Origin of the sequence: Acetobacter tropicalis (genome assembly GCF_030644465.1) — a bacterium.
GTDB lineage: Bacteria > Pseudomonadota > Alphaproteobacteria > Acetobacterales > Acetobacteraceae > Acetobacter > Acetobacter tropicalis.
Genome location: NZ_JAUYUW010000001.1, coordinates 3,127,484 through 3,148,373 on the forward strand (window position 1 = coordinate 3,127,484; position 20,890 = coordinate 3,148,373).

The 20,890-nt window shown below is 58.6% G+C and carries 16 protein-coding genes; 8 read left to right on the forward strand and 8 right to left on the reverse strand.

Translation table 11 applies throughout. The annotated features are described in order from the left end of the window. The first annotated feature begins 78 nt into the window (after window positions 1–78). Window positions 79–1,077 carry a glutathione synthase gene (gene gshB / locus QWU00_RS14185; RefSeq protein ID WP_035380891.1) on the forward strand — a complete coding sequence of 333 codons (999 nt, stop codon included), beginning with the start codon at window positions 79–81 and terminating at the stop codon, window positions 1,075–1,077. A gap of 7 nt (window positions 1,078–1,084) precedes the next feature. Here gshB and QWU00_RS14190 read toward each other — a convergent pair whose 3' ends face one another. Beyond that, entirely contained in the window at window positions 1,085–1,303 is a 219-nt protein-coding gene (locus tag QWU00_RS14190) for a hypothetical protein (RefSeq protein ID WP_035380889.1), read from the reverse strand. 153 nt (window positions 1,304–1,456) lie between these two features. Between QWU00_RS14190 and QWU00_RS14195 the strand changes: the two genes are divergently transcribed. From QWU00_RS14195 to QWU00_RS14210, 4 genes are all read left to right on the forward strand, one after another. Continuing rightward, window positions 1,457–2,140 (forward strand): class I SAM-dependent methyltransferase, encoded by a 684-nt coding sequence (locus QWU00_RS14195; protein WP_035381063.1) that lies wholly within the window; start codon window positions 1,457–1,459, stop codon window positions 2,138–2,140. Window positions 2,141–2,343: 203 nt separating this feature from the next. Beyond that, window positions 2,344–3,591: a heme-copper oxidase family protein gene (locus QWU00_RS14200; protein ID WP_052051405.1), complete on the forward strand. Its 1,248-nt coding sequence runs from the start codon at window positions 2,344–2,346 to the stop codon at window positions 3,589–3,591. Beyond that, the gene (locus QWU00_RS14205; protein ID WP_035380887.1) at window positions 3,588–4,544 is read left to right on the forward strand and encodes a heme o synthase; all 957 of its coding nucleotides are present in this window, start codon (window positions 3,588–3,590) and stop codon (window positions 4,542–4,544) included. The genes QWU00_RS14200 and QWU00_RS14205 overlap by 4 nt, the downstream gene beginning before the upstream one ends. Further along, window positions 4,544–4,684, forward strand: coding sequence for a hypothetical protein (locus QWU00_RS14210; protein WP_166443763.1), 141 nt, complete (start codon window positions 4,544–4,546; stop codon window positions 4,682–4,684). Before QWU00_RS14205 ends, QWU00_RS14210 begins: the two co-directional genes overlap by 1 nt. Before the next feature lie 198 nt (window positions 4,685–4,882). Here the strand turns inward: QWU00_RS14210 and QWU00_RS14215 are convergent, their stop codons facing one another. The 7 genes from QWU00_RS14215 to QWU00_RS14245 all read right to left on the reverse strand — a co-directional run bounded on the left by QWU00_RS14215 (window position 4,883) and on the right by QWU00_RS14245 (window position 13,172). After that, a complete protein-coding gene (locus QWU00_RS14215) occupies window positions 4,883–5,080 on the reverse strand; it encodes a hypothetical protein (RefSeq protein ID WP_035380885.1) in 198 nt (65 codons plus the stop codon). Window positions 5,081–5,179: 99 nt separating this feature from the next. Beyond that, complete coding sequence (locus QWU00_RS14220; protein ID WP_035381059.1) at window positions 5,180–6,142, reverse strand: Tim44 domain-containing protein; 963 nt, start codon at window positions 6,140–6,142, stop codon at window positions 5,180–5,182. Window positions 6,143–6,167: 25 nt separating this feature from the next. Next, complete coding sequence (locus QWU00_RS14225) at window positions 6,168–7,508, reverse strand: TldD/PmbA family protein (protein ID WP_035380884.1); 1,341 nt, start codon at window positions 7,506–7,508, stop codon at window positions 6,168–6,170. Beyond that, a complete protein-coding gene (locus tag QWU00_RS14230) occupies window positions 7,505–8,770 on the reverse strand; it encodes a M16 family metallopeptidase (protein ID WP_006559744.1) in 1,266 nt (421 codons plus the stop codon). Before QWU00_RS14230 ends, QWU00_RS14225 begins: the two co-directional genes overlap by 4 nt. A 51-nt stretch (window positions 8,771–8,821) precedes the next feature. Then, window positions 8,822–10,222, reverse strand: coding sequence for a threonine synthase (gene thrC / locus QWU00_RS14235; protein WP_035380883.1), 1,401 nt, complete (start codon window positions 10,220–10,222; stop codon window positions 8,822–8,824). A 161-nt stretch (window positions 10,223–10,383) separates the two neighbouring features. Continuing rightward, window positions 10,384–11,571 carry an L-dopachrome tautomerase-related protein gene (locus QWU00_RS14240; protein WP_035380882.1) on the reverse strand — a complete coding sequence of 396 codons (1,188 nt, stop codon included), beginning with the start codon at window positions 11,569–11,571 and terminating at the stop codon, window positions 10,384–10,386. Between the two features lie 95 nt (window positions 11,572–11,666). Beyond that, on the reverse strand, window positions 11,667–13,172 hold the full coding sequence (locus QWU00_RS14245) for a carboxypeptidase M32 (protein WP_035380880.1): 1,506 nt from the start codon (window positions 13,170–13,172) through the stop codon (window positions 11,667–11,669). Window positions 13,173–13,288: 116 nt separating this feature from the next. Between QWU00_RS14245 and QWU00_RS14250 the strand changes: the two genes are divergently transcribed. From QWU00_RS14250 to QWU00_RS14260, 3 genes are read left to right on the forward strand one after another with little or no spacing between them, the layout of a single operon-like run. Further along, complete coding sequence (locus QWU00_RS14250; RefSeq protein ID WP_052051404.1) at window positions 13,289–15,214, forward strand: tetratricopeptide repeat protein; 1,926 nt, start codon at window positions 13,289–13,291, stop codon at window positions 15,212–15,214. Window positions 15,215–15,221: 7 nt separating this feature from the next. Further along, window positions 15,222–17,888, forward strand: a complete 2,667-nt coding sequence (mutS, locus tag QWU00_RS14255) for a DNA mismatch repair protein MutS (RefSeq protein ID WP_035380879.1) — start codon at window positions 15,222–15,224, stop codon at window positions 17,886–17,888. Window positions 17,889–17,937: 49 nt separating this feature from the next. Beyond that, complete coding sequence (locus tag QWU00_RS14260; RefSeq protein ID WP_035380878.1) at window positions 17,938–20,889, forward strand: [protein-PII] uridylyltransferase; 2,952 nt, start codon at window positions 17,938–17,940, stop codon at window positions 20,887–20,889. Window position 20,890: the final 1 nt, after the last annotated feature.

Genomic DNA, 20,890 nt, shown 5'->3' on the forward strand with positions numbered 1-20,890 from the left:
GACAGCCGGACAGAACAGCGATACGGTAATGGATAGTCATCTCATTTGACCCTGAAATTCTAAGGAAAGCGGGCGCGTATGTCATCTCCATTGAATGTTGCTGTCCAGATGGACCCCCTGGAGCATGTTGATATCAACGGAGATTCTACGTTCGCGTTGATGCTGGAGGCGCAGGGGCGCGGCCACAAGCTGTTTGTGTATGAAGTTCCGTCCCTGGCGCTTGGGGAGGGAACAACCTCGCCGGGTGGTGCAACCTCTACCCATGTCAGCGCCTCCCTACGTTCTGTCACGGTGCGGCGGGAGCAGGGTAATCACGCCACGTTTGGCGAGCCTGTTCGTCGGTCCCTGGGGGAGATGGATGTGGTGCTGATGCGGCAGGACCCGCCATTTGATATGGCCTATATCACCGCGACACACCTGCTGGACCACGTGCATGGGATTGGTCCGGGCAAGGCGCTCGTGGTCAATGATCCTCGCTGGGTGCGGGATTCTCCCGAAAAACTGTTGGTAACGCATTTCCCGCACCTCATGCCCCCTACGCTGGTCACATGGGATGTCGGGCAAATCCGGGCTTTTCGTGCGCATTGGCGGGATATCATTGTCAAACCGCTTTTCGGCAATGGTGGCAGCGGCATCTTTCGTATCAAGGAAGATGATCAAAATCTGAACGCTCTGCTGGAAATGCACTTTGCGCGCTCTCGTGAACCGCTGATGATCCAGCGTTACGAACCCGCCGTAAAGCAGGGGGACAAGCGCATTATTCTGGTTGATGGCCTGCCTGTAGGCGCGATTAACCGTGTGCCATCAGGAGATGATCACCGCTCCAACATGCATGTTGGGGGTGTGGCGCGCAAAGTGGCCCTGACAGAGCGAGACAAGGAGATCTGTGCTGCCATCGGGCCGTTCCTGAAGGAACACGGTCTGATTTTTGTGGGCATAGATGTGATTGGTGATTACCTGACGGAAATCAATGTGACTTCTCCTACCGGCCTTCAGGAACTGGAGCGTTTTGATGGCGTCAACGGAGCGGGTGCCATATGGGACTGCATTGAAGCAAAGCTGAAAAAGGGGGCCTGAAAAACGGTTAGGCTTCTTTGACCGGTTCGGATGCTTCCGGCTGTTGAGTGTTGGGCGCTGAAAAAGTCGGCTCCGCTCGGTCGGCAGCCTTGTCATCCAGAGGGGGGAGGACGGTATCTTTGCCGAAGCGGTTGTCGAGCCAGCTAAAAATAGAGTCTCGGAAATAGAAAACGAAAATCGATGACCAGATAATAAGGCTGAGGACGGCAAGCAGGAATTCCAGCATGTCTCTTTTCTTCTAAAACAGTTCCAGGCAGACGGAAGGTAAGGGGACAATGGGCATGGAGACAAGGGCGCTTTTATGGCGCATTTTATTTAAAACAAAGGAAGATGCGTTGTGGCTCTTGAAGAAATTGCCGCCAGCGGGCAGAGAGAAACCATGAGTGACGTTCTCCACAAATGCTCGCCCGGTCAGGGTGAAGATCCGGCTCCGTCGCGCTCAGCGCTGGATGCCGAGGCCGTAAAGGTCGCTTACCGCCGGTGGGCAGGTGTGTATGACACCGTGTTTGGTGGCGTTTCTGGCTTTGGTCGCCGTCGAGCGGTTGAAGCTGTCAATGCCCTGCCCGGTACTGGCGTTCTTGAAGTTGGTGTTGGTACTGGGCTCGCTCTCCCGCACTATCGCAAGGACAAGCATATTACCGGCATTGATCTGTCTGGTGACATGCTGGCCCGTGCGCGTGAACGCGTACAGAAAGAGCATCTGAATAATGTCGATGCCCTTCTGGAAATGGATGCCGAAGAGACAACGTTCGAGGACGACTCCTTCGATATTGCTGTCGCCATGTTTGTGGCGTCCGTTGTGCCGCATCCCCGCAGGCTGCTGCGTGAACTCAAACGGGTGGTCAAACCCGGCGGTCACATCCTGTTTGTAAACCACTTTCTGGCTCCCGGCGGTGTTCGTGGCGCTGTGGAACGTGGTATGGCGCGCGCGTCCCGTTCTTTGGGCTGGCATCCTGATTTTGCCATGGAATCCCTTCTGCCGCCGGAAGATCTGGTGCGGGCGAGAATTCAGCCGGTGCCACCGGCCGGCCTTTTTACCCTCGTCACGCTTGAAAACATCTGATCACACTTCCGTGCTGTCGCCCTTTCTACACAGGGCAGGGGCGATAGGCATGCGGAGCTAAATGGGTCGTTAAGCTACAGGAAAGCCGCTATAGAAGGGGCTCTCAGGGGGGCGTCTCGTCACCCGGAACACATCTGTTAAAGGCGTGGGGTGCGAACATGGCATCTGCTTGTGCGGAACAAGGCCAGAATAAGGGAAATAGCATGCTACGGCAGACTGCATCGGTTGATGGTGTAGGAGCAGGCTATCTGCTGGTTGCTGCTCTGGCAGGTCTGCTTGGAGGCGGTGTTTCTGCATTTCAGCAGCTTGGCATGGTGCCGCATACGGGTTTGTGGGCCGGAATTGAACAGGCTCATGGTGCCCTTATGCTGCTGTTTGTGGTTGTTCCAGCGCTGGTGTGTGGCTTTGGCACTTTGTGGCTGCCACGTGCTCTTCAGCGTGAAGGCACGGTTCTTCCCGGGCTGAATAAGCTTTCTCTGGCCAGTGTCTCAGCCGCAGGCGTGCTGATGGTGGCGTCTCCGTGGCAGACTGAAGCCGCTTTGTTGTGGTGCGTAGGCACCCTGCTGGCAGTGATGGTTGTTCTGGCTACCATTTTTGACAGCCGCGCCGATTCCGCTCCCCGCGCTCCGTTCTCTCCCTTTGTGTGGGGGGAAATGCTGGCGTCTGCCGTGCTTTTGCTTACGGTGCCGGTGTTGGCCGCCGTTCTCAGCCATCAAGTGTGGAGTAGTGCCGCCTTTACGCCTTCTGTGCTGGATGGTTTTGCTGAGCCCATTATGCTGGTCACGCTGCTGGCCGGGTTTGGAATTGTTTTTGAAACAGGCGCAAAGGTTGCCCGTTTTTCTCCTTTTCCTGTTGCCGGGGTCATGAGTGCTTCTGCGGCTGCAGGGAGCATTCTATGGGTTAAAAGCGTTTTTGCGCACGGGCTGGCGGGGGCCGCGACTGTCGCCACCCTGCTGTCTGCCCAGACACTGGTGTTAAGTGCTGCTACTCTGGCTTCCGTATTGCTGGCTGCCTTGTGGATGGCGGGTACGTGGCGCGCAAGCATGACAGTCAAAATCCCCATGCTGTGGGGGCTTGGGTTTCTGGTTGTGGTCTCTACTGGCTGGATCAGCCAATTCATGCAGGGGGATGGTCTGCATTCCGCTCTACAGGTAGGCACACTTTATGCAGTGTTCTGCGGTCTGTATCTCTGGCGTGGAGAAGGGTGTGGCCGCTGGTATCCCACGCCTTTGGCTGCCGTGCAGTTCGGGTTGATGGCAGCAGGTACGGCGTTGGCAGTTCCCGCTCTTCCGGTCGCCTGTCAGATGTGGAGCGGCGGATTGCTCGGTGCTTCCGTGCTCTGTTTCCTGCTGACCATGGGTTTGAGCTTTGTGCAGAACCGTCCGATGGTCGAAAAAATAGCCGGAAAAGATGTTGCCTTTGAGCCTGAAGAAACAATGGTGCGGTCATGAGCGAGACAACAGCTCAGGTTTCTGCTTCTGGGCGGATACGTTTCAAGGCTGACCGTGTTGGCACTACTGCGAAAGACTGGGTGCAGCTCCTCAAACCACGGGTGATATCACTGGTGGTGTTTACAGGGGCTGCTGGCATGGTCATGGCCCCTGGGCATCTTTCGCTATTTGAAGCTGCCGTGGCCATTCTGTGCATCTGCATGGCGTCTGGTGCCGCTGGGGCTATCAATATGTGGTATGACCGCGATATTGATGCCGTGATGCAACGCACCATCACCCGGCCTATTCCCGGTGGGCGTATTCCTGAACAGGAAGCGCTGGCCTATGGCGTTGGCCTGTCCTGCCTGTCAGTCTGCCTCATGTGGATGGCAACCAATGCTTTGGCAGCGGGTATTCTGGCATTCTCCATTTTCTTTTACGCTGTCATTTATACCATGTGGCTTAAGCGCTCTACGCCACAGAATATTGTGATTGGCGGGGCAGCGGGTGCTTTTCCGCCGATGATCGGGTGGGCAGCGGCCACTGGCCATATGGCGGTGCTGCCGATTGTAATGTTTGGTATCGTGTTTTTCTGGACACCCCCGCATTTCTGGTCTCTCTCCCTGTATGCATGCAAGGATTATGGGCGGGCCGGAATTCCCATGCTGCCAGTGGTTAAAGGTGCCCGTCACACCCGCTGGAATATTTTTGTCTACACACTGGTGCTGCTGGCTATCTCTCTTATTCCGTCCATGCTGCATCTGTGTGGTTGGCTTTATACTGCTACGGCATTGGTTCTGGGGCTGGGCTTTGTTCTGTGTGCTATCCGTGTTCTGCGCGAACCGCAGGATGAAAACGGCGTAAGCCTGGCAGGAGATAAAGCGGCCCGTATTTCTTTCCGGTTTTCTCTGGCCTACCTATTCCTGCTGTTTTGCGGGTTGCTGGCAGACCATATGCTGCAAGGGTGGATTTGATGGAAACAACACAAATCACATTGAGCCAGCCTGAACTGGCTGAGAAGCAGCGCAGGCAGAAAGAGCGTCTGAAGGCTATGGTCGGCTTCATGATTCTGATTGCCGGGGTCATGTATGGTCTGACCCTCACTCATCTTTAACAAAACCGCGATCTTGCAAAGACTGGAGAGATCGCTTTTTTCTACCCTCTCAGAATGTCCTGTCTTCTTGAGATATCAGGGAGAGGGTTTTCAGGCTGACGTTCTGGGAGAGCAAAGACTTCGGAAAAGCTTTATATCCGACGTCTTAATTTTTTAAGAATTTCCCATAAAATATTTTGCCAGCTCACGGCGAGGAACTCAGGCTTTTTCTTTTTTAGAAGAGGTTCGGGCGGCATTGAGCACTGTATCCATTTGCACCTTAATGCCTTTTTCCTGAAGCTTCGTAATTTCTGCTTCTAGGTCCGCAACTTTTCGTTTGTTCCAGAAGTGCAGAAAAATGCTGAAGCCAGTGGCGGATACAGCCACAAGCAGGGTGACAATTTCAAGCGCAAGCATGGGGGTGTCCTGCCAAAGGAATGAGGCCGTTAGGGGACGGGACAGAAGAAAAGCTCCCGGTTCACATGATAAGATGTGACCGGGAGGAAAATGCAGGTTTTAGCTGCGTGTCTGCTGAATACCGGAAAGCAGCCAGCGCCCGCCGCGAGACGGACGAGTGAAGGTCCACAATTCGGTTATTGTCACCGGTTCAGTGGAGCTGCCTTCAATAACCTGGCCGGTGGCGTTGGTTGTCAGATCAATTAGGCTGTAGCGCATGGCAACGGTCGCGTAATCCATGCCGCCTTCCTGCCACGCCTCCGCCAGATCGCCCTGAATGAAATGAACATCAGAGACAACATTGCGGGCCCCCTGAGCGGCCAGTGTTGCAAGCTGCTGATTGAAATAAGAGACCATCTCCGGCGTGGCCATCTGCTGCATGGCTGGAATATTCTGCTGGTTCCACGCAGTCTGGATATCCAGCAATGTCTGCTGGAAAGCCTGATAGTCACTGGTGGTAATAGGCAGAGTGCCGGATCTTGCTGCGGGCGTTCCGCCAGCGGAGGGAGGGGGAGAGCTGGTTCCCGGCGTAAAGCCCAGCCCGCCTCCGGCACTACTCGCCGTACGGTTGCCGGAGAACCGCCGTACCAGCCACATGATGATCCACACAACCAGAGCAATCTGGAGCATGAGACCGATCAGCCCGAAAAAGCTGTGAACCCCACCAAAGAATCCATGGCCGGACAGCAGCCCGAAAAGACCTGCGCCCAGCATCCCGCCAGCAAAGCCGGTCAGGAACGGGTGGCGCGGGCGCATGGCCTGATTGAACATACCCTGCTGATAAGGGGCCTGCGCCCCGTATCCCCTTTGCCCGGGTGTGCGCGGCGTAATGGAACGATCCATCGGCGCAGCCCCGTAAGGCGTGGTGCGTGTGGGCGGGGGAGCGCTCCAGGTCCGGCTCCCGCGGCTGCCCATGGAGCCGCCTTGTCCGGGCCGCGCATCAGCATGATAAGCCAGTGGGCCACTGAGCAGGCTCACGGTCATCAAGGCGGCAAGAGCGGAAGAGAGAGTGCGCTTTTTCACGAGGTCTTGTGTCTCCAGACGGTCATCACGCCCCGGCAATACTCAGGGCTTCTACCCTTAATGTGGGGGCGTCGGTGCCAAAACGGAACTGTAAATCGTTCGCTAAAGTAAGGGACGCGAAAATTTCCAGCAGGTTCCCAGCCAGAGTGAACTCGGCTGCGGATTCGGCAACTTGGCCATCACGGATCATGAAGCCGGATGCGCCTCGGCTGTAGTCGCCCGTCAGACCATTGATGGAGGAGCCCATCATTTCAGTAATGAACAGCCCTTCCTTGATATCCGCCATCAACTCTTCTGGGCTGAGCGTGCCGGGACCGAAGGACAGATTGGTGGCAGAAGGGGAAGGCGGGCCAGACGTGCCACGCGCCGCGCGTCCATTGCTTTCCAAGCCAAGATGGCGGGCGCTGCGCGTATCCAGAATCCACGTTTGCAGCACGCCGTCACGCACCAACTCCAGTGGCGCCACTGGCATTGCTTCGCCGTCAAACGGACGAGAGCGCAGCCCACGGTGGCGCGTGGGATCATCCGTTATGGTGACGCCTTCAGCAAACAGACGCTGGCCCAGTTTTTCTTTCAGAAAAGACGTACCACGGGCGATGGAGGAACCATTGATGGCACCAATAAAATGCCCCAGAAAACTGTTGGCCACGCGCGGATGAAACACCACCGGGTAGCGGCCTGTACGGGGACGGACGGGATTAACGCGAGCTACCGCTTTTTCGCCTGCGCTACGGCCCAGAACAGCAGCGTTGTCCAGATCAGCCAGATGCACCGTGCCGTGGTAATCGTAATCGCGCTGCATGGTCTCACCTTTGCCCGCCAGTACGCAGACAGAGGTGGAATGGCGGGTGCGGGCATAAGTGCCTGCAAAATCCTGCGAGGTGACCAGCGCGATGTCCGTGCGCCCCCAGGATGCACTGCTACCAGCGCTGTTGGTCACGCCATTGACGGCCAGAGCAGCTTCTTCCCCCTCACGGGCGCGGGCCAGCAGGGCATTGGCATCTGGCTCGGCCGTATCGGTCAGGTCCAGCGTGTTGGAGGTAAGCGTGCCGGTAAGCGCATGCGGGGCCAGACCGGAAAAACGGTCTTCAGGTAGCACACGGGCCATGGCAAGGGCCTGTTCCACCAAGCCAGCAAACCGGCTGGGATCAAGCGTGGTGGTGGAAACAATGGCAGATTTCCGGCCTGTGAAGACACGCAGGCCCAGATCTGTTGTTTCTGATCGCTCCAGTTCTTCCGTAACCCCGTTACGGACCCCCGCGCCTATGGCGGTGCTGGAGACAAAGACTGCATCGGCAGCATCGGCTCCGGCAGTGCGCGCACGGCGGACAAGATCAGAGATCTTTTCGAGGGTTTGTGCGCTCATGCTGCAAGCTTCTCCGCAATGGTGTTCAGGGGCAGCACATGGCTGACCGGGCCAAGGGCGGCCAAGGTGGGCTGCTGGGTAAAGATACGGCCAGCCACGCGGCAGATATCGGCCGGGGTTACGGCTTCAACCCGTGCCACGGTTTCCGCAACCGGGATGATACGGCCAAAAAGCTGAAGCTGGCGTGCAATCTGCTCACACCGGCTGCCTGTGCTTTCCAGAGACATCAGCAGGGAGGCTTTCAACTGTGCCCGTGCCCGGAGCAATTCATCCTGCCCGACCGAAAGCTGGACCTTGCGGAGTTCTTCCAAGGTTACAGGCACCAACTCGGCACACTGTTTTTCACCCGTGCCCGCGTAAATGCCGAACAGGCCGCCATCAATGAAGGGGGCGCTGAAGGAATAGACGGAATAAACCAGCCCACGTTTTTCCCGGATTTCCTGAAACAGGCGGGAGGACATGCCGCCGCCCAGAACCATGGAAAGTAGCAGTGTGGCGTAATAATCCGGGTCATTATACCCTACGGACGGGAAGCCCAGAACCACATGGGCCTGATCCAGATCCTTTTCCTGACGGAATTCGCCTCCACCATAAAGCGAGGGTGGGGTTGGAATCTGCGATGTCAGCGGCAGGTCTGCAAAATGGCGCTGCACGCGTTCTACAACGTCTTCATGGTGCAGGTTGCCAGCAGCCGCCACCACCATGTTTTCAGCCGTATAATGTGTGCGCATGTAGGACATGAGCGTATCACGGCTCATGGACTGGATCAGATCTTCCGTACCCAGCGTGGGGCGGCCCATGGGCTGGTCAGGGAAGGCTGTGGCCTGAAAATGGTCAAACACCACATCATCCGGCGTATCATTTGCCTGGCCGATTTCCTGAAGGATCACGCCGCGTTCCCGCTCGATCTCAGTCGGATCAAAGGTGGAGTGGGTAAGGATATCACCAATGATATCAACGCCCAGATCCATGTTTTCCTTCAGCAGCTTGACGTAGAAGGCTGTCTGTTCCCGCGCGGTGTAGGCGTTGATATGGCCGCCCACATTTTCAATTTCTTCCGCAATCTGCAGGGCGGAGCGGCTTGTGGTGCCTTTGAACGCCATGTGTTCCAGAAAGTGGGACACACCATTTTCTTCCGCCGTTTCATCGCGCGTGCCGGTGGACACATACGCCCCGAATGAAACGGTTTCTACCCGTTCCATTCGTTCAGTTACAATGGTCAGGCCGGAGGGCAGACGGGTCAGATTGATCGGGTCAGTCATTCTTGTCCTGAAAGGAAAGGCCGCGGGGAGGCGGCCTGAAAAAGAAAGAAATTATGCAGCGTTAGACAGAACAGCGGCGCGCACCGCATCTTTTACGGCATCTGGCGTGGCCGGAACGGTGCGATACCGTTCTTCGCGCGAGAAAAGGTCTTCCAGATGCACGGGCAGGGCGGGATGAATCCCTGTTGCCGCAACCATGGCATCCGGGAATTTGGCCGGGTGAGCGGTTGCCATGGCCACCATAGGAACACCTGGTTCACGGAAGCGTCGGCCTGCGGCAATGCCAATGGCGCTGTGCGGGTCTGCCAGATAGTTGGAACGCTGGTGCAGGGTCCTGATTTCGGTTTCCGTCCCTGCATCGTCAAGGGCCAGACCGGAAAAGAGTTCTCGCGCCGTATTCCATGCTTCAGCCGGGACGTCCATGTGCCCGCTGGTGCGGAAGGTGGTCATGATCCGGGCACAGGCTTCGGCATCACGCCCCAGCAGCTCAAACAGCAGCCGTTCAAAGTTGGAAGAAACCTGAATGTCCATGGAGGGCGAGAGGCTGGGAACAACCTCTTTCATGGTCATGTCATTAGCGTTCAGGAAGCGGGTCAGAATATCGTTGCGGTTGGAGCCTACGCACAGATGGCGCACGGGCAGGCCCATCTTGCGGGCAGTCCATGCGGCCAGAATGTTGCCGAAGTTCCCTGTGGGCACGGCAAAAGAGACTTCCCGTTCCGGCGCGCCGAAGTTCAGGGCGGCATACACATAGTAGGGCACCTGCGCGGCGATACGGGCCCAGTTGATGGAATTGACGGCGGAAAGATGCATGTCCTGCCGGAAAGGTGCATCGGCAAAGCAGGCTTTGACCAGATCCTGACAATCATCAAACGTGCCTTCAACGGCCAGATTGGTGATATTGGCGTCCAGAACGGTGGTCATCTGGCGGCGCTGCACCTCGGAGGTACGACCCTTGGGGTGCAGAATGACCACGGAAAGCCGTTTGCGTCCGCGGCAGGCTTCAATAGCAGCCGACCCGGTATCCCCTGATGTTGCACCCACAATGGTGACGTGGCTGTCACGCTGGGTCAGCACATGTTCAAACAACTGGCCCAGCACCTGCATGGCCATGTCTTTGAAGGCCAGTGTGGGGCCGTGGAACAGTTCCTGCACAAACAGGCCATCTTCCACCTGTGTCAGTGGTACAATGGCGGGGTGGTCAAACCCGGCATAAGCCTGTGCGCACAGGCGGCGCAGGGTGGCTTCATCAATATCGTCCCCCACAAACGGCGCCAGAACACGGGCTGCCAGTTCAGGGTAGGGCAGCCCACGCATGGCCTGCCATTCTGACAGGGAGAACGAGGGCCAGGTTTCCGGTAGATACAGGCCGCCATCTTCGGCCAGACCTGCCAGCAGGACATCGGAAAACGAAAGAGCGGGAGCCTTCCCCCGGGTCGAGATATAGCGCATGCGCGGGTTATACCCTGAATAAAGAGTGGCGCGAAGTAGGCTTCTGCACTGTTTGCGTCACCCTTTTGCGGGCTGGCATGACGCCACACTCTTCCCGACTTCAGGGTAGGGTCGGAACAGAGAGAAGCGCGAGACGGCAGGAGGCGTGAAACCTGCTGCGCTTACGTGGGTGGCGAGGTGGTGGGCAGCGTCAGTTTGTAAACGGTTACCGGCCATTCGACTGAGGATTTCCCGTTCTGGAAGGCTGCCGTGTGGTTCAGTTGGGCGGCAGGAACATACAGATGGCCGGTTGTGTCCAGACCAGGTGTGGCGGGCCATTTCAGGCGTGGGTCGGTTATCAAACGCCGTGGAATACGGCCTATTGTATAGCTGAGAATGCTGCCGGTGCTGATATCTGACCAGTATAGTGTGCCGTCCGGCCCGATGGTCATGCCACCCAGAGACGGCGTTTTATACCACTGCGTCACGCTTTCTTCCATGGCGGCAGGGGTGACATCCGGGTCTGTGAAAATGGTTGTTTCCACTCGGGAGAGGTAGCCACCGGGGGGCTGCACCACAATCCATTTTCCGTCCGGGCTGACGGCGATCATGCTGGAATCAATGGCCAGCAGATTTCCGTTTGCCGTGGTAACCGGGCCATCGGGCGTCACGATGGGGCGTGTCGCGCTGATGGCGGGATGCCGGTCCAGAAAACGGTGGGCGGAGGCGGAGGGAAGGTCAATCACCAGCACACCCGCAACGCCAGAATCGGCCACATAGGCCGTGTTTTCGTGCACGGCCACGCCCGAGAGAACGCTGTCCGTGTGCAGGGCCGAGGCTTCAATGGGTACAACACGCACCACGGTATTCTGTCTGGTATCAATCTGGATCAGTTTGGCCGGGGCAACAGCAGCGGCTTTATGATTGGGCACGCCACTATCCAGCACCCACAAGGTGCCATCTGCCAGAAGGGTCATGCCCGCAATGGAGACAATGCGTTTGCTGGCGTCGCCGTTTTCCGCGTTCCATGTGGCGTCAGGATAAGGCGCAAAACTGCCATCAGCAGAGCGTACGGATAACTGTGGTCCGGTATTGCCTACCCAGATTGGGGCTTCCAGCAGCGCACGGCCATCCGGCAGCATGACCACGGCGTCCCAAACCTGTTTGTCAGATTGCGTGAACGGTTCCAGCGCGGAGGCAGGAAGCTCCGCCACTTTGGGCATATGCACAGCAAGAGCCGGACGTGCCGGCTGCAACAGCGTGAGGCTGACGGTGGCGAGGGCAGCCAGAACGACACGGCCTGCCGTGCGGGATGAGGGCTGAACGGAGCAGAGATCAGGGAGCGCCTTATGGCGTGTCGGCAGAAGCATGGGTGTAGTCTCAGCCTGTTTTGATGTCTCCCACAACCGCATTCTTCGCATGGCGCACGGGAGCACAGCGAAGAAGCGGCTGGAGACGCAGAGACTCAGGCGTCTGGTGCATGATCCAGATAGCGGCGGCGCACATGTGCCAGATAGGCATCCGCGCTGAGAGGGGCACCCGTTGCTGCCCGGATGATCTCCGGCATGGACGCACTGCTGGCGCGGCTGTGGACATTGGTACGCAGCCACTGCATCAGCGGCGCAAAATTACCTTGCGCGATGGCAGGAGCCAAGCTGGCATCCTGCTGATACGCGGCCGTGCGCAACTGTGCGGATGCCAGAGCACCAAGAGCATAACAGGGGAAGTAACCAAACAGCCCCTCGGGCCAGTGGATATCCTGCAAACAACCTCGCCGGTCATCGGGCACACTCAAACCCAGCAGACTGTGGATTCCGTCATTGAAAGCGGCAGGCAGATCACGCAGCGCAAGATCTCCCTTTATCATCGCTTTTTCGAGGTCATAGCGGATGAGAATATGGGCCGGGTACGTTACTTCATCCGCGTCCACCCGGATCAGGCCCGGCTGAACGTGGGTCAGCAGACGGTGCAGATTGTCTGGCTGCCACGCTGGGGTGGTTTCTGCTACCTCAAAAGTCTGACGCAACAGAGGGGCAACCCACTCAACAAACGCGCGGGATCGGCAGACCTGCATTTCAACCATCAGGGACTGGCTTTCGTGCACGGTCATGCCAGCGGCCTGCCCTACAGGCTGCGAGAGCCAGTTCTGCGGCAGGCCCTGTTCATACATGGCGTGCCCGGTTTCATGCAGCACACCCATCATGGCCGGAATGAAGTCTTCTTCTTCATACCGGGTAGTCAGGCGGACATCGTGGGTGGCCCCTCCGCAGAAGGGGTGTGCACTCACGTCCAGCCGCCCACGGGTCATGTCAAACCCAAGCTGCTGCATCAGTCTGCGCCCGAGTGCCTCCTGCCGTGCAATGGGGAACGGGCCTTCAAGGGGAATGCTGGCAGGCAGGGAAGCCTGTTTTTCCAGCACCGCGGCAATCAGGCCGGGCAGTTCCGTGCGCAGGCGGGCAAAAATGGGGTCAATATCTGTCTGCCGCGTGCCGGGATCAAACGAATCCAGCAAGGCATCGTAGGGGGAAAGGCCCAGAGCAGCCCCCTTGGCCTCTCCTACCTGTCGGGTGAGGTTCAGCACTTCGGTCAGATGCGGCAGAAAACCGGCAAAGTCACTGTTCTGCCGGGCTTCGCGCCACGCCATCTCACTCCGTGTTGTGGCTTGGGTGCAGGCTTCCACCAGATCGCCCGGCAGGGCCGTGGCGTGGGTATGAACGCGGCGCATTTCGGCCAGATTGGCGCGTTGCCATGGGTCCTCACCAGCGTCGGCCTCGGCCAGAAGGTCGGCCATTTCCGGTGCTGTCAGGATTTCGTGACGCAATCCTTCCAGAATGGCCAGATTATCCGCACGGCGGTCTGCCGTGCCGTGGGGCATCATCACTTCCTTGTCCCAGCACAGGATGCCAAGGGCATCGCTCAGGGAGGAAAGACGGGCAAAGTGGCGCTCAAGGCTCTGATAGGCTTTATTCATGGGAGCGGATCATAAATCAGGAACCTGTCGGACGGAATGACCTGAACGGGACAAACCGACTAAAAACGCGGCAGGTGTGTTGCGCGCTGCATAGTTACCAAGGAGCCCCACTGCTTATGCCCTTTCGCTCCCAGACCACTACAGAACCCTCCGTTTCTGCTGCTCTGGCGTTGCTGGCGGTGGGCAACGCGGAGAAAGCGGCCGAGATGCTGCGTGGCCTGCTGCGTGACAACAGCGCAGATGCCGAAGCATGGCATGCCATGGCTTGCGTTGCGCGGGCAGGGGGAGAAAACCAGTCTGCCGTTGGGCTTGCTGGCCGGGCTATCCAGATCAGCCCCGAGCCGCATTTTCATATTACTTTGGGGTTGGCGTTGCTGGCGCTGGGGCATCAGGAAGCGGCCCGTGCGGCTGTGCATGTTGCTGTATTGGGCACGCCGCGAGACCCCCGTGCGCATCAGGCCATGGCAGAGGTTCTGGAGGCGCAGGGGCGCGTGGACGATGCCGGGCAGGCTTTGCGCAATGCCTTGCGGCTTCGGCCCCTGGAGGCCGTAAGGCATCTGGAGCTTGCAGCTTTTCTGGCCCGGCATGGGCAGACCGGGGAGGCAGTGAGCGTCTCGGAAAAAGCCGTAGCACTCGCGCCGCAGGATACTTTCACACAAAACCAGCATGCCCTGTTGCTGGAGCGCACGGGCCGCATGGCGGAAGCGGAGCCTTATTTTGCAGCTGTTGCCGCCGCACTACCGCATGATGCTGCTGCACTTGCCAATTACGGGGCTGCTCTCTTCTCCACCGGGGCGTTTGAGACGGCTCGTTCCGTGCTGGAGGAGGCAATTGCGCTCAGGTCAGACTCTGCAGAAACGCGCGGCAATCTGGGGTTGGTGCTTATGGCGCTGGGGGCACTGCCACAGGCCGCGGAAGAACTGAAGGCCGCTCACAAACTGCGGCCCGAGGATGTGCGGTTGGCGGTGAATTACGGCACCGTTCTGGCTGATCTGGGCAGACGCGATGAAGCAGAGGCACTGTTCCGGAACGGTATGGCTTCGGCAGCATCAGAGCAGGATAGGGCGCGGGCGGTGTTCAATCTGGGCACGCTTCTGCTGGCGGAAGGGCGCTTTCATGAAGGGTGGCTGCGTTTTGAAGCGCGCAAGCTGATATTGCCTGCGGGTAGGACGGAAAATCTGCCATCATGGAATGGCCAACCGCAGCAGGCTCCTGTGCTGATTTATGCCGAACAGGGGTTGGGCGATACACTCCAGTTTCTGCGTTATGTCCTCCCGGCTGCCGCGCGTGCTCCCGTCATTCTGGCTGTGCCGGACGGGTTGCAAACTCTGGTGGCCGCAACGGCATATGGGCAACACCCGAAAGTGACAGTGTTGCCCGTTAGAGCAAAAGCGCAGGATCTTGGCGCGATTGCTGCGTGTTCGCTGCTGAGCCTGCCTCATGTGCTGGGGCTTGATGCGCCTCTGCCATGGCAGAATGTGTGCGATCCTGAGATTTGGGCCGACACAGATACCCAGAGCGATGACGAAACACCTTTTAAGGTTGGTCTGTGTTGGTCAGGTAACCCCAATTACCGTTTTGATCGTCGTCGTTCACTTACGCCGGATGTGCTTGCTCCTCTGGCGCACGTGGAAGGGCTGAGTTTTCAGTCTCTCCAGAAACAGGGGGCGCTTCCAGATTTTCCCGTAACGCCTTTGCCGGAGGGAGACATGCTGGTTACGGCCCGCGTGATAGCCGGGCTGGATGTCGTGATTACGGTGGATACGGTTATTGCCCATCTGGCAGGCATGATGGGAAAGCCCGTCTGGTTGCTCAACCGTTTTGGTGGAGACTGGCGATGGGAAAAAGGATCGACCGCGATAGGCGCAGACGGTCAGCCTCATAATCTCTGGTACCCGAGTCTGCGTGTATTCGGGCAATCCGAGCCAGGGGAAGGAGCCTCTCCGTGGCAGCAGCCAGTCGAGGCCGTAACGCAGGCCTTGCGCGCTCTTGTGCGCGAGAGTGCAGGAAGGCGGTTGCTCCGCCAGAAGACGCCCTTATGATAATGGGATGAAACGTTATTCTCCTGAGGGCGCCACCCCCGCCATGGCGCAATGGTTTGCGCTGAAGGCGGAAAATCCTGAAGCCCTGCTGTTTTTTCGCATGGGCGATTTTTACGAACTGTTTTTTGACGATGCGACAGCCGCAGCCGCAGCGCTGGATATCGCGCTGACAGCACGCGGCACCCATGCTGGTGAGCCAATCTCCATGTGCGGTGTGCCGGTTGCAGCGGCTCCCGCCTATCTGGCGCGCCTGATTCGCCGGGGCTTCCGTGTGGCTGTGGCCGAACAGACGGAGGCGCCGCGCAAGGGGAAAGGCGCGGCCAAAGGCCCATTGGCGCGTGCTGTGGTGCGGGTTGTCACCCCCGGCACGTTGACGGAAGATGAACTGCTGGAACCCGGCCGTTCCAATCTGCTGCTGGCGCTGGTGGAAGGTCCGGCCTCCACAGGCCGAGGCCGCAAAGGCAAGGGCGCGGAAAAAGCTCAGAAAGTGCAGGCGGATACGCCGCTTGGGGCTGCGTGGATTGATGTGTCCACAGGTTTGTTTGAAACGGCAAGTGTAACGCAGGCTTCCCTTGCAGGTCTGCTCGGGCGGTTGGACCCGGCAGAAATTCTGGCCCCAGCCGATCTGGCGCTGGGAGATTTTGACGCCTGTCGTGCGCCGGAGGTTCTGGTGCCGGGGGTAGAAGCCGCCCGCCAACGGCTGGCGTCCGCATTTGATGTCGCCAGCGTAGATGCGTTCGGCACATTTTCGGATGAGGAAGCCATGGCCGCCGCCGTGGCCGTGGATTACGTGCAGCGCAGTCAGGCCGGAAAGCTGCCCCGGTTGACGCACCCTACACCGCAGACGGATGGTGGTATTCTGGGTATAGATCCGGCCACCCGCGCCAGCCTTGATCTGCTGCGCGCGCGTGATGGCGGGATGGAACACACGCTGTTCTCCGCAGTGAACCAGACCGTAACAGCCGCAGGTGCGCGGCTGATGGCGGAATGGCTTTCGGCTCCTCTCACCGATGTTGGTCGTATTGCAGCCCGTCAGGACGGTTGGTGCTGGCTGCGGGACTCCGCCAGTTGTCGCACGGCGTTGCGGGATGCCCTGAAAAAAGCGCCGGATGTTGCGCGCGCCTTAGGGCGGCTGTCTCTGGGGCGCGGGCAACCGCGTGATCTTTCTGCCATTCGGGATGCCCTGCACGCGGCGCGGGCAGCCGCAGCAGCTTTGGGTGATGTCTCTCGCCTGCCGCCCTATCTGGCGAAAGCAGCAGCAAGCCTTGGCGGTGCGCAGGAACTGGAGGCCGAACTTGTTCGGGCGTTGGCGGAAGACCTCCCGGCCCGGTTGGATGATGGCGGCGTGATTGCAGCGGGCTATGATGGAGAGCTGGATGGCTACCGTGGTCTGCGTGACAATTCCCGCCGTATCGTGGCCGGATTGCAGACCGAGTATGCGTCCCGCTACGGCGTAGCGAGTCTGAAAATCAAACATCATGCGCAGCTTGGCTATGTGATTGAGGTCCCTGTAGGGGCAAGCAGCCGCATGAAAGACCGGGACGATCTGATGTTCCGGCAAGGCACGGCCAGCAATGCCCGTTTCTCCACGGAAGAACTGGCTGGGCTGGATGCCCGTATTGCCGAAGCTGCCGAGCGGGCTGCGGCACGTGAAAAGGCGGTTTTCAATGCGTTGGTAGAGGCCATTCTGGTGGAGCAGACCCTGCCGGTTCTGGCCAAGGCACTGGCTGTTCTGGATGTGATGCAGTCCTGCGCCATGCTGACGGCTGGCGGAAGCTGGTGCCGCCCCGATGTGACAGATGATACCGCGTTTGATCTTCAGGCCTGCCGCCATCCGGTTGTGGAATCCGCCCTGCCTAAAGGCACGCGGTTTACGCCCAACGGCTGTGATCTTTCTCCCAATCGGCGTGTAATGTTGCTTACCGGGCCGAATATGGCTGGTAAATCCACCTTTTTGCGGCAGACAGCCCTTGCCGTCATTCTGGCGCAGGGCGGTTTTCCGGTGGCGGCGGAAAAAGCCACCATCGGCGTGGTCGACCAGCTTTTTTCTCGTGTTGGGGCATCGGATGATCTGGCACGGGGCCGCTCCACCTTTATGGTGGAAATGACAGAAACCGCCGCCATTCTGAATCAGGCGGGGCCACGGTCACTGGTGGTAGTGGATGAAATTGGGCGTGGCACTGCCACGCTAGATGGACTGGCCATTGCATGGGCGGTGCTGGAGGCTCTGCATTCAACAGTGCGCTGCCGTGCAATTTTTGCAACGCATTTCCACGAACTGGCCGATCTTGTGGATACCCTGCCACGTTTGGCTCCGCACACCATGGCGGTGCGGGAATGGCGCGGGCAGATCGTTTTTCTGCACGAAGTCCTTGTGGGATCAGCAAAAAAAAGCTGGGGTGTGCATGTGGCGCGGTTGGCAGGTGTGCCTGCATCCGTTGTGGACCGTGCTGGACGACTGCTGAAGGAACTGGAACGCGAGCATGCCACAGGCCCCAAACCGCTACCCTTGTTCGACACGCAGAAGATATTACCGCATGAAGAAGAAAATACGTTAAGAAAGCGTTTGTCAGAGGTAGATCCGGATACCCTTACACCGCGTGCGGCGCTAGATATTCTGTACGAGCTTCATAAACAGGCCGTTCAGGAAGAAGGCAGTCCCGTTCAGGGGTAATTCGGACTTCCATAAAAAAGACTGTCCTCAGGAGCAGAATCCGACCGCAATGTCGACTTCCCCCGCACCAGCTGCCTTCGGGCAGCCCGATGTCACCGCACTCGCTCTCCTGACCCCGGAGGGGCTGGCGGCTTGCCTTGCCCGGGAATTGAGGGACGCCACACCAGACGACGCGGCTATTCCACCGCGTGATGAAGCCGTTGCCATTTTTCGTCGGCATCTGGGGCGCTATCAGGCGGATGTCCGCAGCCGGTTTGAGCAGCATGTGCTCAAGGGCACAGGGGCGGCCAAGCTGATTGCCGCGTTTACGGATGTGATGCTCCGCAGCATTGTCGATCTGGCTTTGCGGGCCACAGGGCAAGCGAATGGGGCTGAAGAAAAAGAAGCGGATCATCGTCCGGCGGGCCGCCTAGTTGTAGCGGCCACCGGGGGGTATGGACGCGGACTTCTTGCCCCGTTCAGCGACATTGATCTTCTGTTTCTGACAGAAGAAGATAATGTGGAAGCTGCCCACCGGCTGGTGGAATATGTTCTCTATTTTTTGTGGGATCTGGGCGTAAAAGTCGGGCACGCCACGCGCACCATCAGCGAATGCATTGAAGAAGCGCGCAAGGACACTACGGTGCGTACCGCCTTGCTGGATGCGCGCCTGCTGGCGGGTGATGCGGCGCTCTTTGCCATGTTTGAAGCCCGCTACATTGTCGCGTGCGTGGAAGCCGGACCGGCAGGTTTTATTCAGGATAAACGGCGTGAGCGGCTGGAACGACACCGCCGGTTTGGAGACAGCCCCTATCTGGTCGAGCCCAATATCAAGGAAGGGCGCGGCGGCCTGCGGGATCTGCAAACGCTGTACTGGATGTGCCGCAACACGTTTGGCACGCGCCATGTGACAGACCTGCTGGCCCAGGACTTTATCTGGATGGGGATTCTGACCGAGCAGGAAGCCGCCCGTGCGCGTCGCTCGTGGGATTTCCTGTGGACGGTGCGGTTGCATCTTCACTATGTGGCCGGTCGTGCGGAAGAGCGGCTGACCTTTGACATGCAACCCGTTATCGGCGCGCGCATGGGCTATACGCGCCATGGCCGCCAGAACGGCGTTGAGCGCTTCATGCGCCATTACTTCCTGACTGCGCGTGAAGTCATGCGGCTGACCCATGTGCTTGAACCAGCCGTGCTGCGGCAGGCACAGGGGCCGGTTGCCACGGCTGCCAAGCCGGATGAGGCCATGCGGGAAGCAGGCTTTACGTTGCTGGATGGGCAGATTCTGCCCGAACGGGGCATCTCGTTCGATCAGGAACCCATCAGAATGATGCAGTTGCTTGACTGGGCACGCCTGAGGCGCAGACCGCTGCATCCTCTGGCCCGGCATCAGTTGATCCGCTGGGAGCGCCGGGCTGTTGCGTTGCGTGATGACCCGGAAGCAGCGCGTATTTTTCTGGATTTGCTGTGCGGGGAGACGCCTTCTCCAGAGCTACCGCGCCGTCGCAAGGAGGCGGTCGTTCCAGAAAGTGAAACCGGGGCCATCCCGGTTCCGTCTTATGAGCAACCCACACCACCCGGTCACGCCCATTGGCTACATATCCTTAATGAAACCGGTATTTTTGGTCGTCTTATCCCAGATTGGGCCCGTATTGTGGGCCAGATGCAGTTTGATACCTATCATGTGTTTACCGTGGATGAGCACACGATAGAGGCCGTCCGCATCATGGATGAAGTGGCCTCAGGCCGCATGGCGGACGAAATTCCGGTTGCGTATGAGTTGGTAAAGGGGCTGCATTCCCGCCGGGCGCTGTATATGGCCGTGCTGCTGCATGACATTGCCAAGGGCCGGGGCGGCGATCATTCGGAGATTGGTTCGGAAATAGCCGCCGATCTTTGCCCTCGGCTGGGGATGTCTGGCGAGGAAACGGAAACGGTTTCCTGGCTTGTGCTGCATCATCTGCTGCTGAGCCATACTGCGTTCCAGCGCGATATTGATGACCCCAAAACCATTCTGGACGTTGCGGATATCGTGCAGTCACCGGAACGGCTGCGCCTGCTGTTGCTGCTGACCATTGTAGATATGCGCGCCGTCAGTTCCCGTGTGTGGAATGCGTGGAAAGCCACGCTACTGCGGGAGCTTTATGTGCGTGTGGCGGAAGTGCTGGCGGGTGGGCTGGCCACAACCGAGCGCGATGTGCGTGTACGCCATGCCAAGGAAATAACGGCTGAAATTCTGGCCGAAGACGGTGTGCCGGAAAGCGACATCAACCGCTTTCTTGATCTGGGCTATGCCGGTTACTGGCTCTCCTTTGATCATGAGACACACAAACGCCATGCCCGTCTGATCCGCGAGGCTGATGCCAAGGATGCGCCGCTGACGGTTGAGGTGCTGCCTCTGCCTGCGCGCGGAGTGACGGAAGTGACCGTCTATACCATCGACGTTCCCGGCCTGTTTTCAAAAATTGCTGGGGCATTGGCGTTGGCCGGCGCGTCCATTGTGGATGCGCGTATTCATACCATGATGCACGGCATGGCACTGGATACCTTCTGGATTCAGGATACGGCAGGCAGCGCGTATGAGGAAACGCATCGGCTTGCGCGTCTGTCTTCCCTTATTGAACAGGCCTTGAGCGGTCAGCTTGATATCGGGACGGAAATTGCGCGGGCCGGGTTTGGCCATATGCCGCTGCGGATGCGGGCCATCCACGTGCCGCCGCGTGTGGTGATCGATAACGGGGCATCCAATACGTACACCGTGATCGAGATTAACGGGCGGGACCGCCCCGGCCTGCTGCATGACGTTACAGCGGCCATGAGCGAGGAAAACCTTCAGATCGCCTCAGCCCATATTACCACTTATGGCGTGCGGGCTGTTGACGTTTTCTATGTGAAAGATCTGTTCGGGCTCAAAATTACAGACAAGAAGCGGCTGGACGAAATCCGTGACCGTTTGCTGTCCTGCATGAAAGCAGCCGAAGCAGAAGCCAAGGCGCTGCTGGACGCGCGCCTGTCTGCCTGAG

Excerpts from the sequence above, each read along its gene's own strand:
- mutS (WP_035380879.1), top strand. The coding sequence starts at position 15,222 with ATGAAACGTTATTCTCCTGAGGGCGCCACCCCCGCCATGGCGCAATGG.
- QWU00_RS14260 (WP_035380878.1), top strand. The coding sequence starts at position 17,938 with ATGTCGACTTCCCCCGCACCAGCTGCCTTCGGGCAGCCCGATGTCACC.
- QWU00_RS14205 (WP_035380887.1), top strand. The coding sequence starts at position 3,588 with ATGAGCGAGACAACAGCTCAGGTTTCTGCTTCTGGGCGGATACGTTTC.
- QWU00_RS14215 (WP_035380885.1), bottom strand. The coding sequence starts at position 5,080 with ATGCTTGCGCTTGAAATTGTCACCCTGCTTGTGGCTGTATCCGCCACT.
- QWU00_RS14190 (WP_035380889.1), bottom strand. The coding sequence starts at position 1,303 with ATGCTGGAATTCCTGCTTGCCGTCCTCAGCCTTATTATCTGGTCATCG.
- QWU00_RS14230 (WP_006559744.1), bottom strand. The coding sequence starts at position 8,770 with ATGACTGACCCGATCAATCTGACCCGTCTGCCCTCCGGCCTGACCATT.
- gshB (WP_035380891.1), top strand. The coding sequence starts at position 79 with ATGTCATCTCCATTGAATGTTGCTGTCCAGATGGACCCCCTGGAGCAT.
- QWU00_RS14225 (WP_035380884.1), bottom strand. The coding sequence starts at position 7,508 with ATGAGCGCACAAACCCTCGAAAAGATCTCTGATCTTGTCCGCCGTGCG.
- QWU00_RS14210 (WP_166443763.1), top strand. The coding sequence starts at position 4,544 with ATGGAAACAACACAAATCACATTGAGCCAGCCTGAACTGGCTGAGAAG.
- QWU00_RS14245 (WP_035380880.1), bottom strand. The coding sequence starts at position 13,172 with ATGAATAAAGCCTATCAGAGCCTTGAGCGCCACTTTGCCCGTCTTTCC.
- QWU00_RS14240 (WP_035380882.1), bottom strand. The coding sequence starts at position 11,571 with ATGCTTCTGCCGACACGCCATAAGGCGCTCCCTGATCTCTGCTCCGTT.
- QWU00_RS14250 (WP_052051404.1), top strand. The coding sequence starts at position 13,289 with ATGCCCTTTCGCTCCCAGACCACTACAGAACCCTCCGTTTCTGCTGCT.
- QWU00_RS14195 (WP_035381063.1), top strand. The coding sequence starts at position 1,457 with ATGAGTGACGTTCTCCACAAATGCTCGCCCGGTCAGGGTGAAGATCCG.
- thrC (WP_035380883.1), bottom strand. The coding sequence starts at position 10,222 with ATGCGCTATATCTCGACCCGGGGGAAGGCTCCCGCTCTTTCGTTTTCC.
- QWU00_RS14200 (WP_052051405.1), top strand. The coding sequence starts at position 2,344 with ATGCTACGGCAGACTGCATCGGTTGATGGTGTAGGAGCAGGCTATCTG.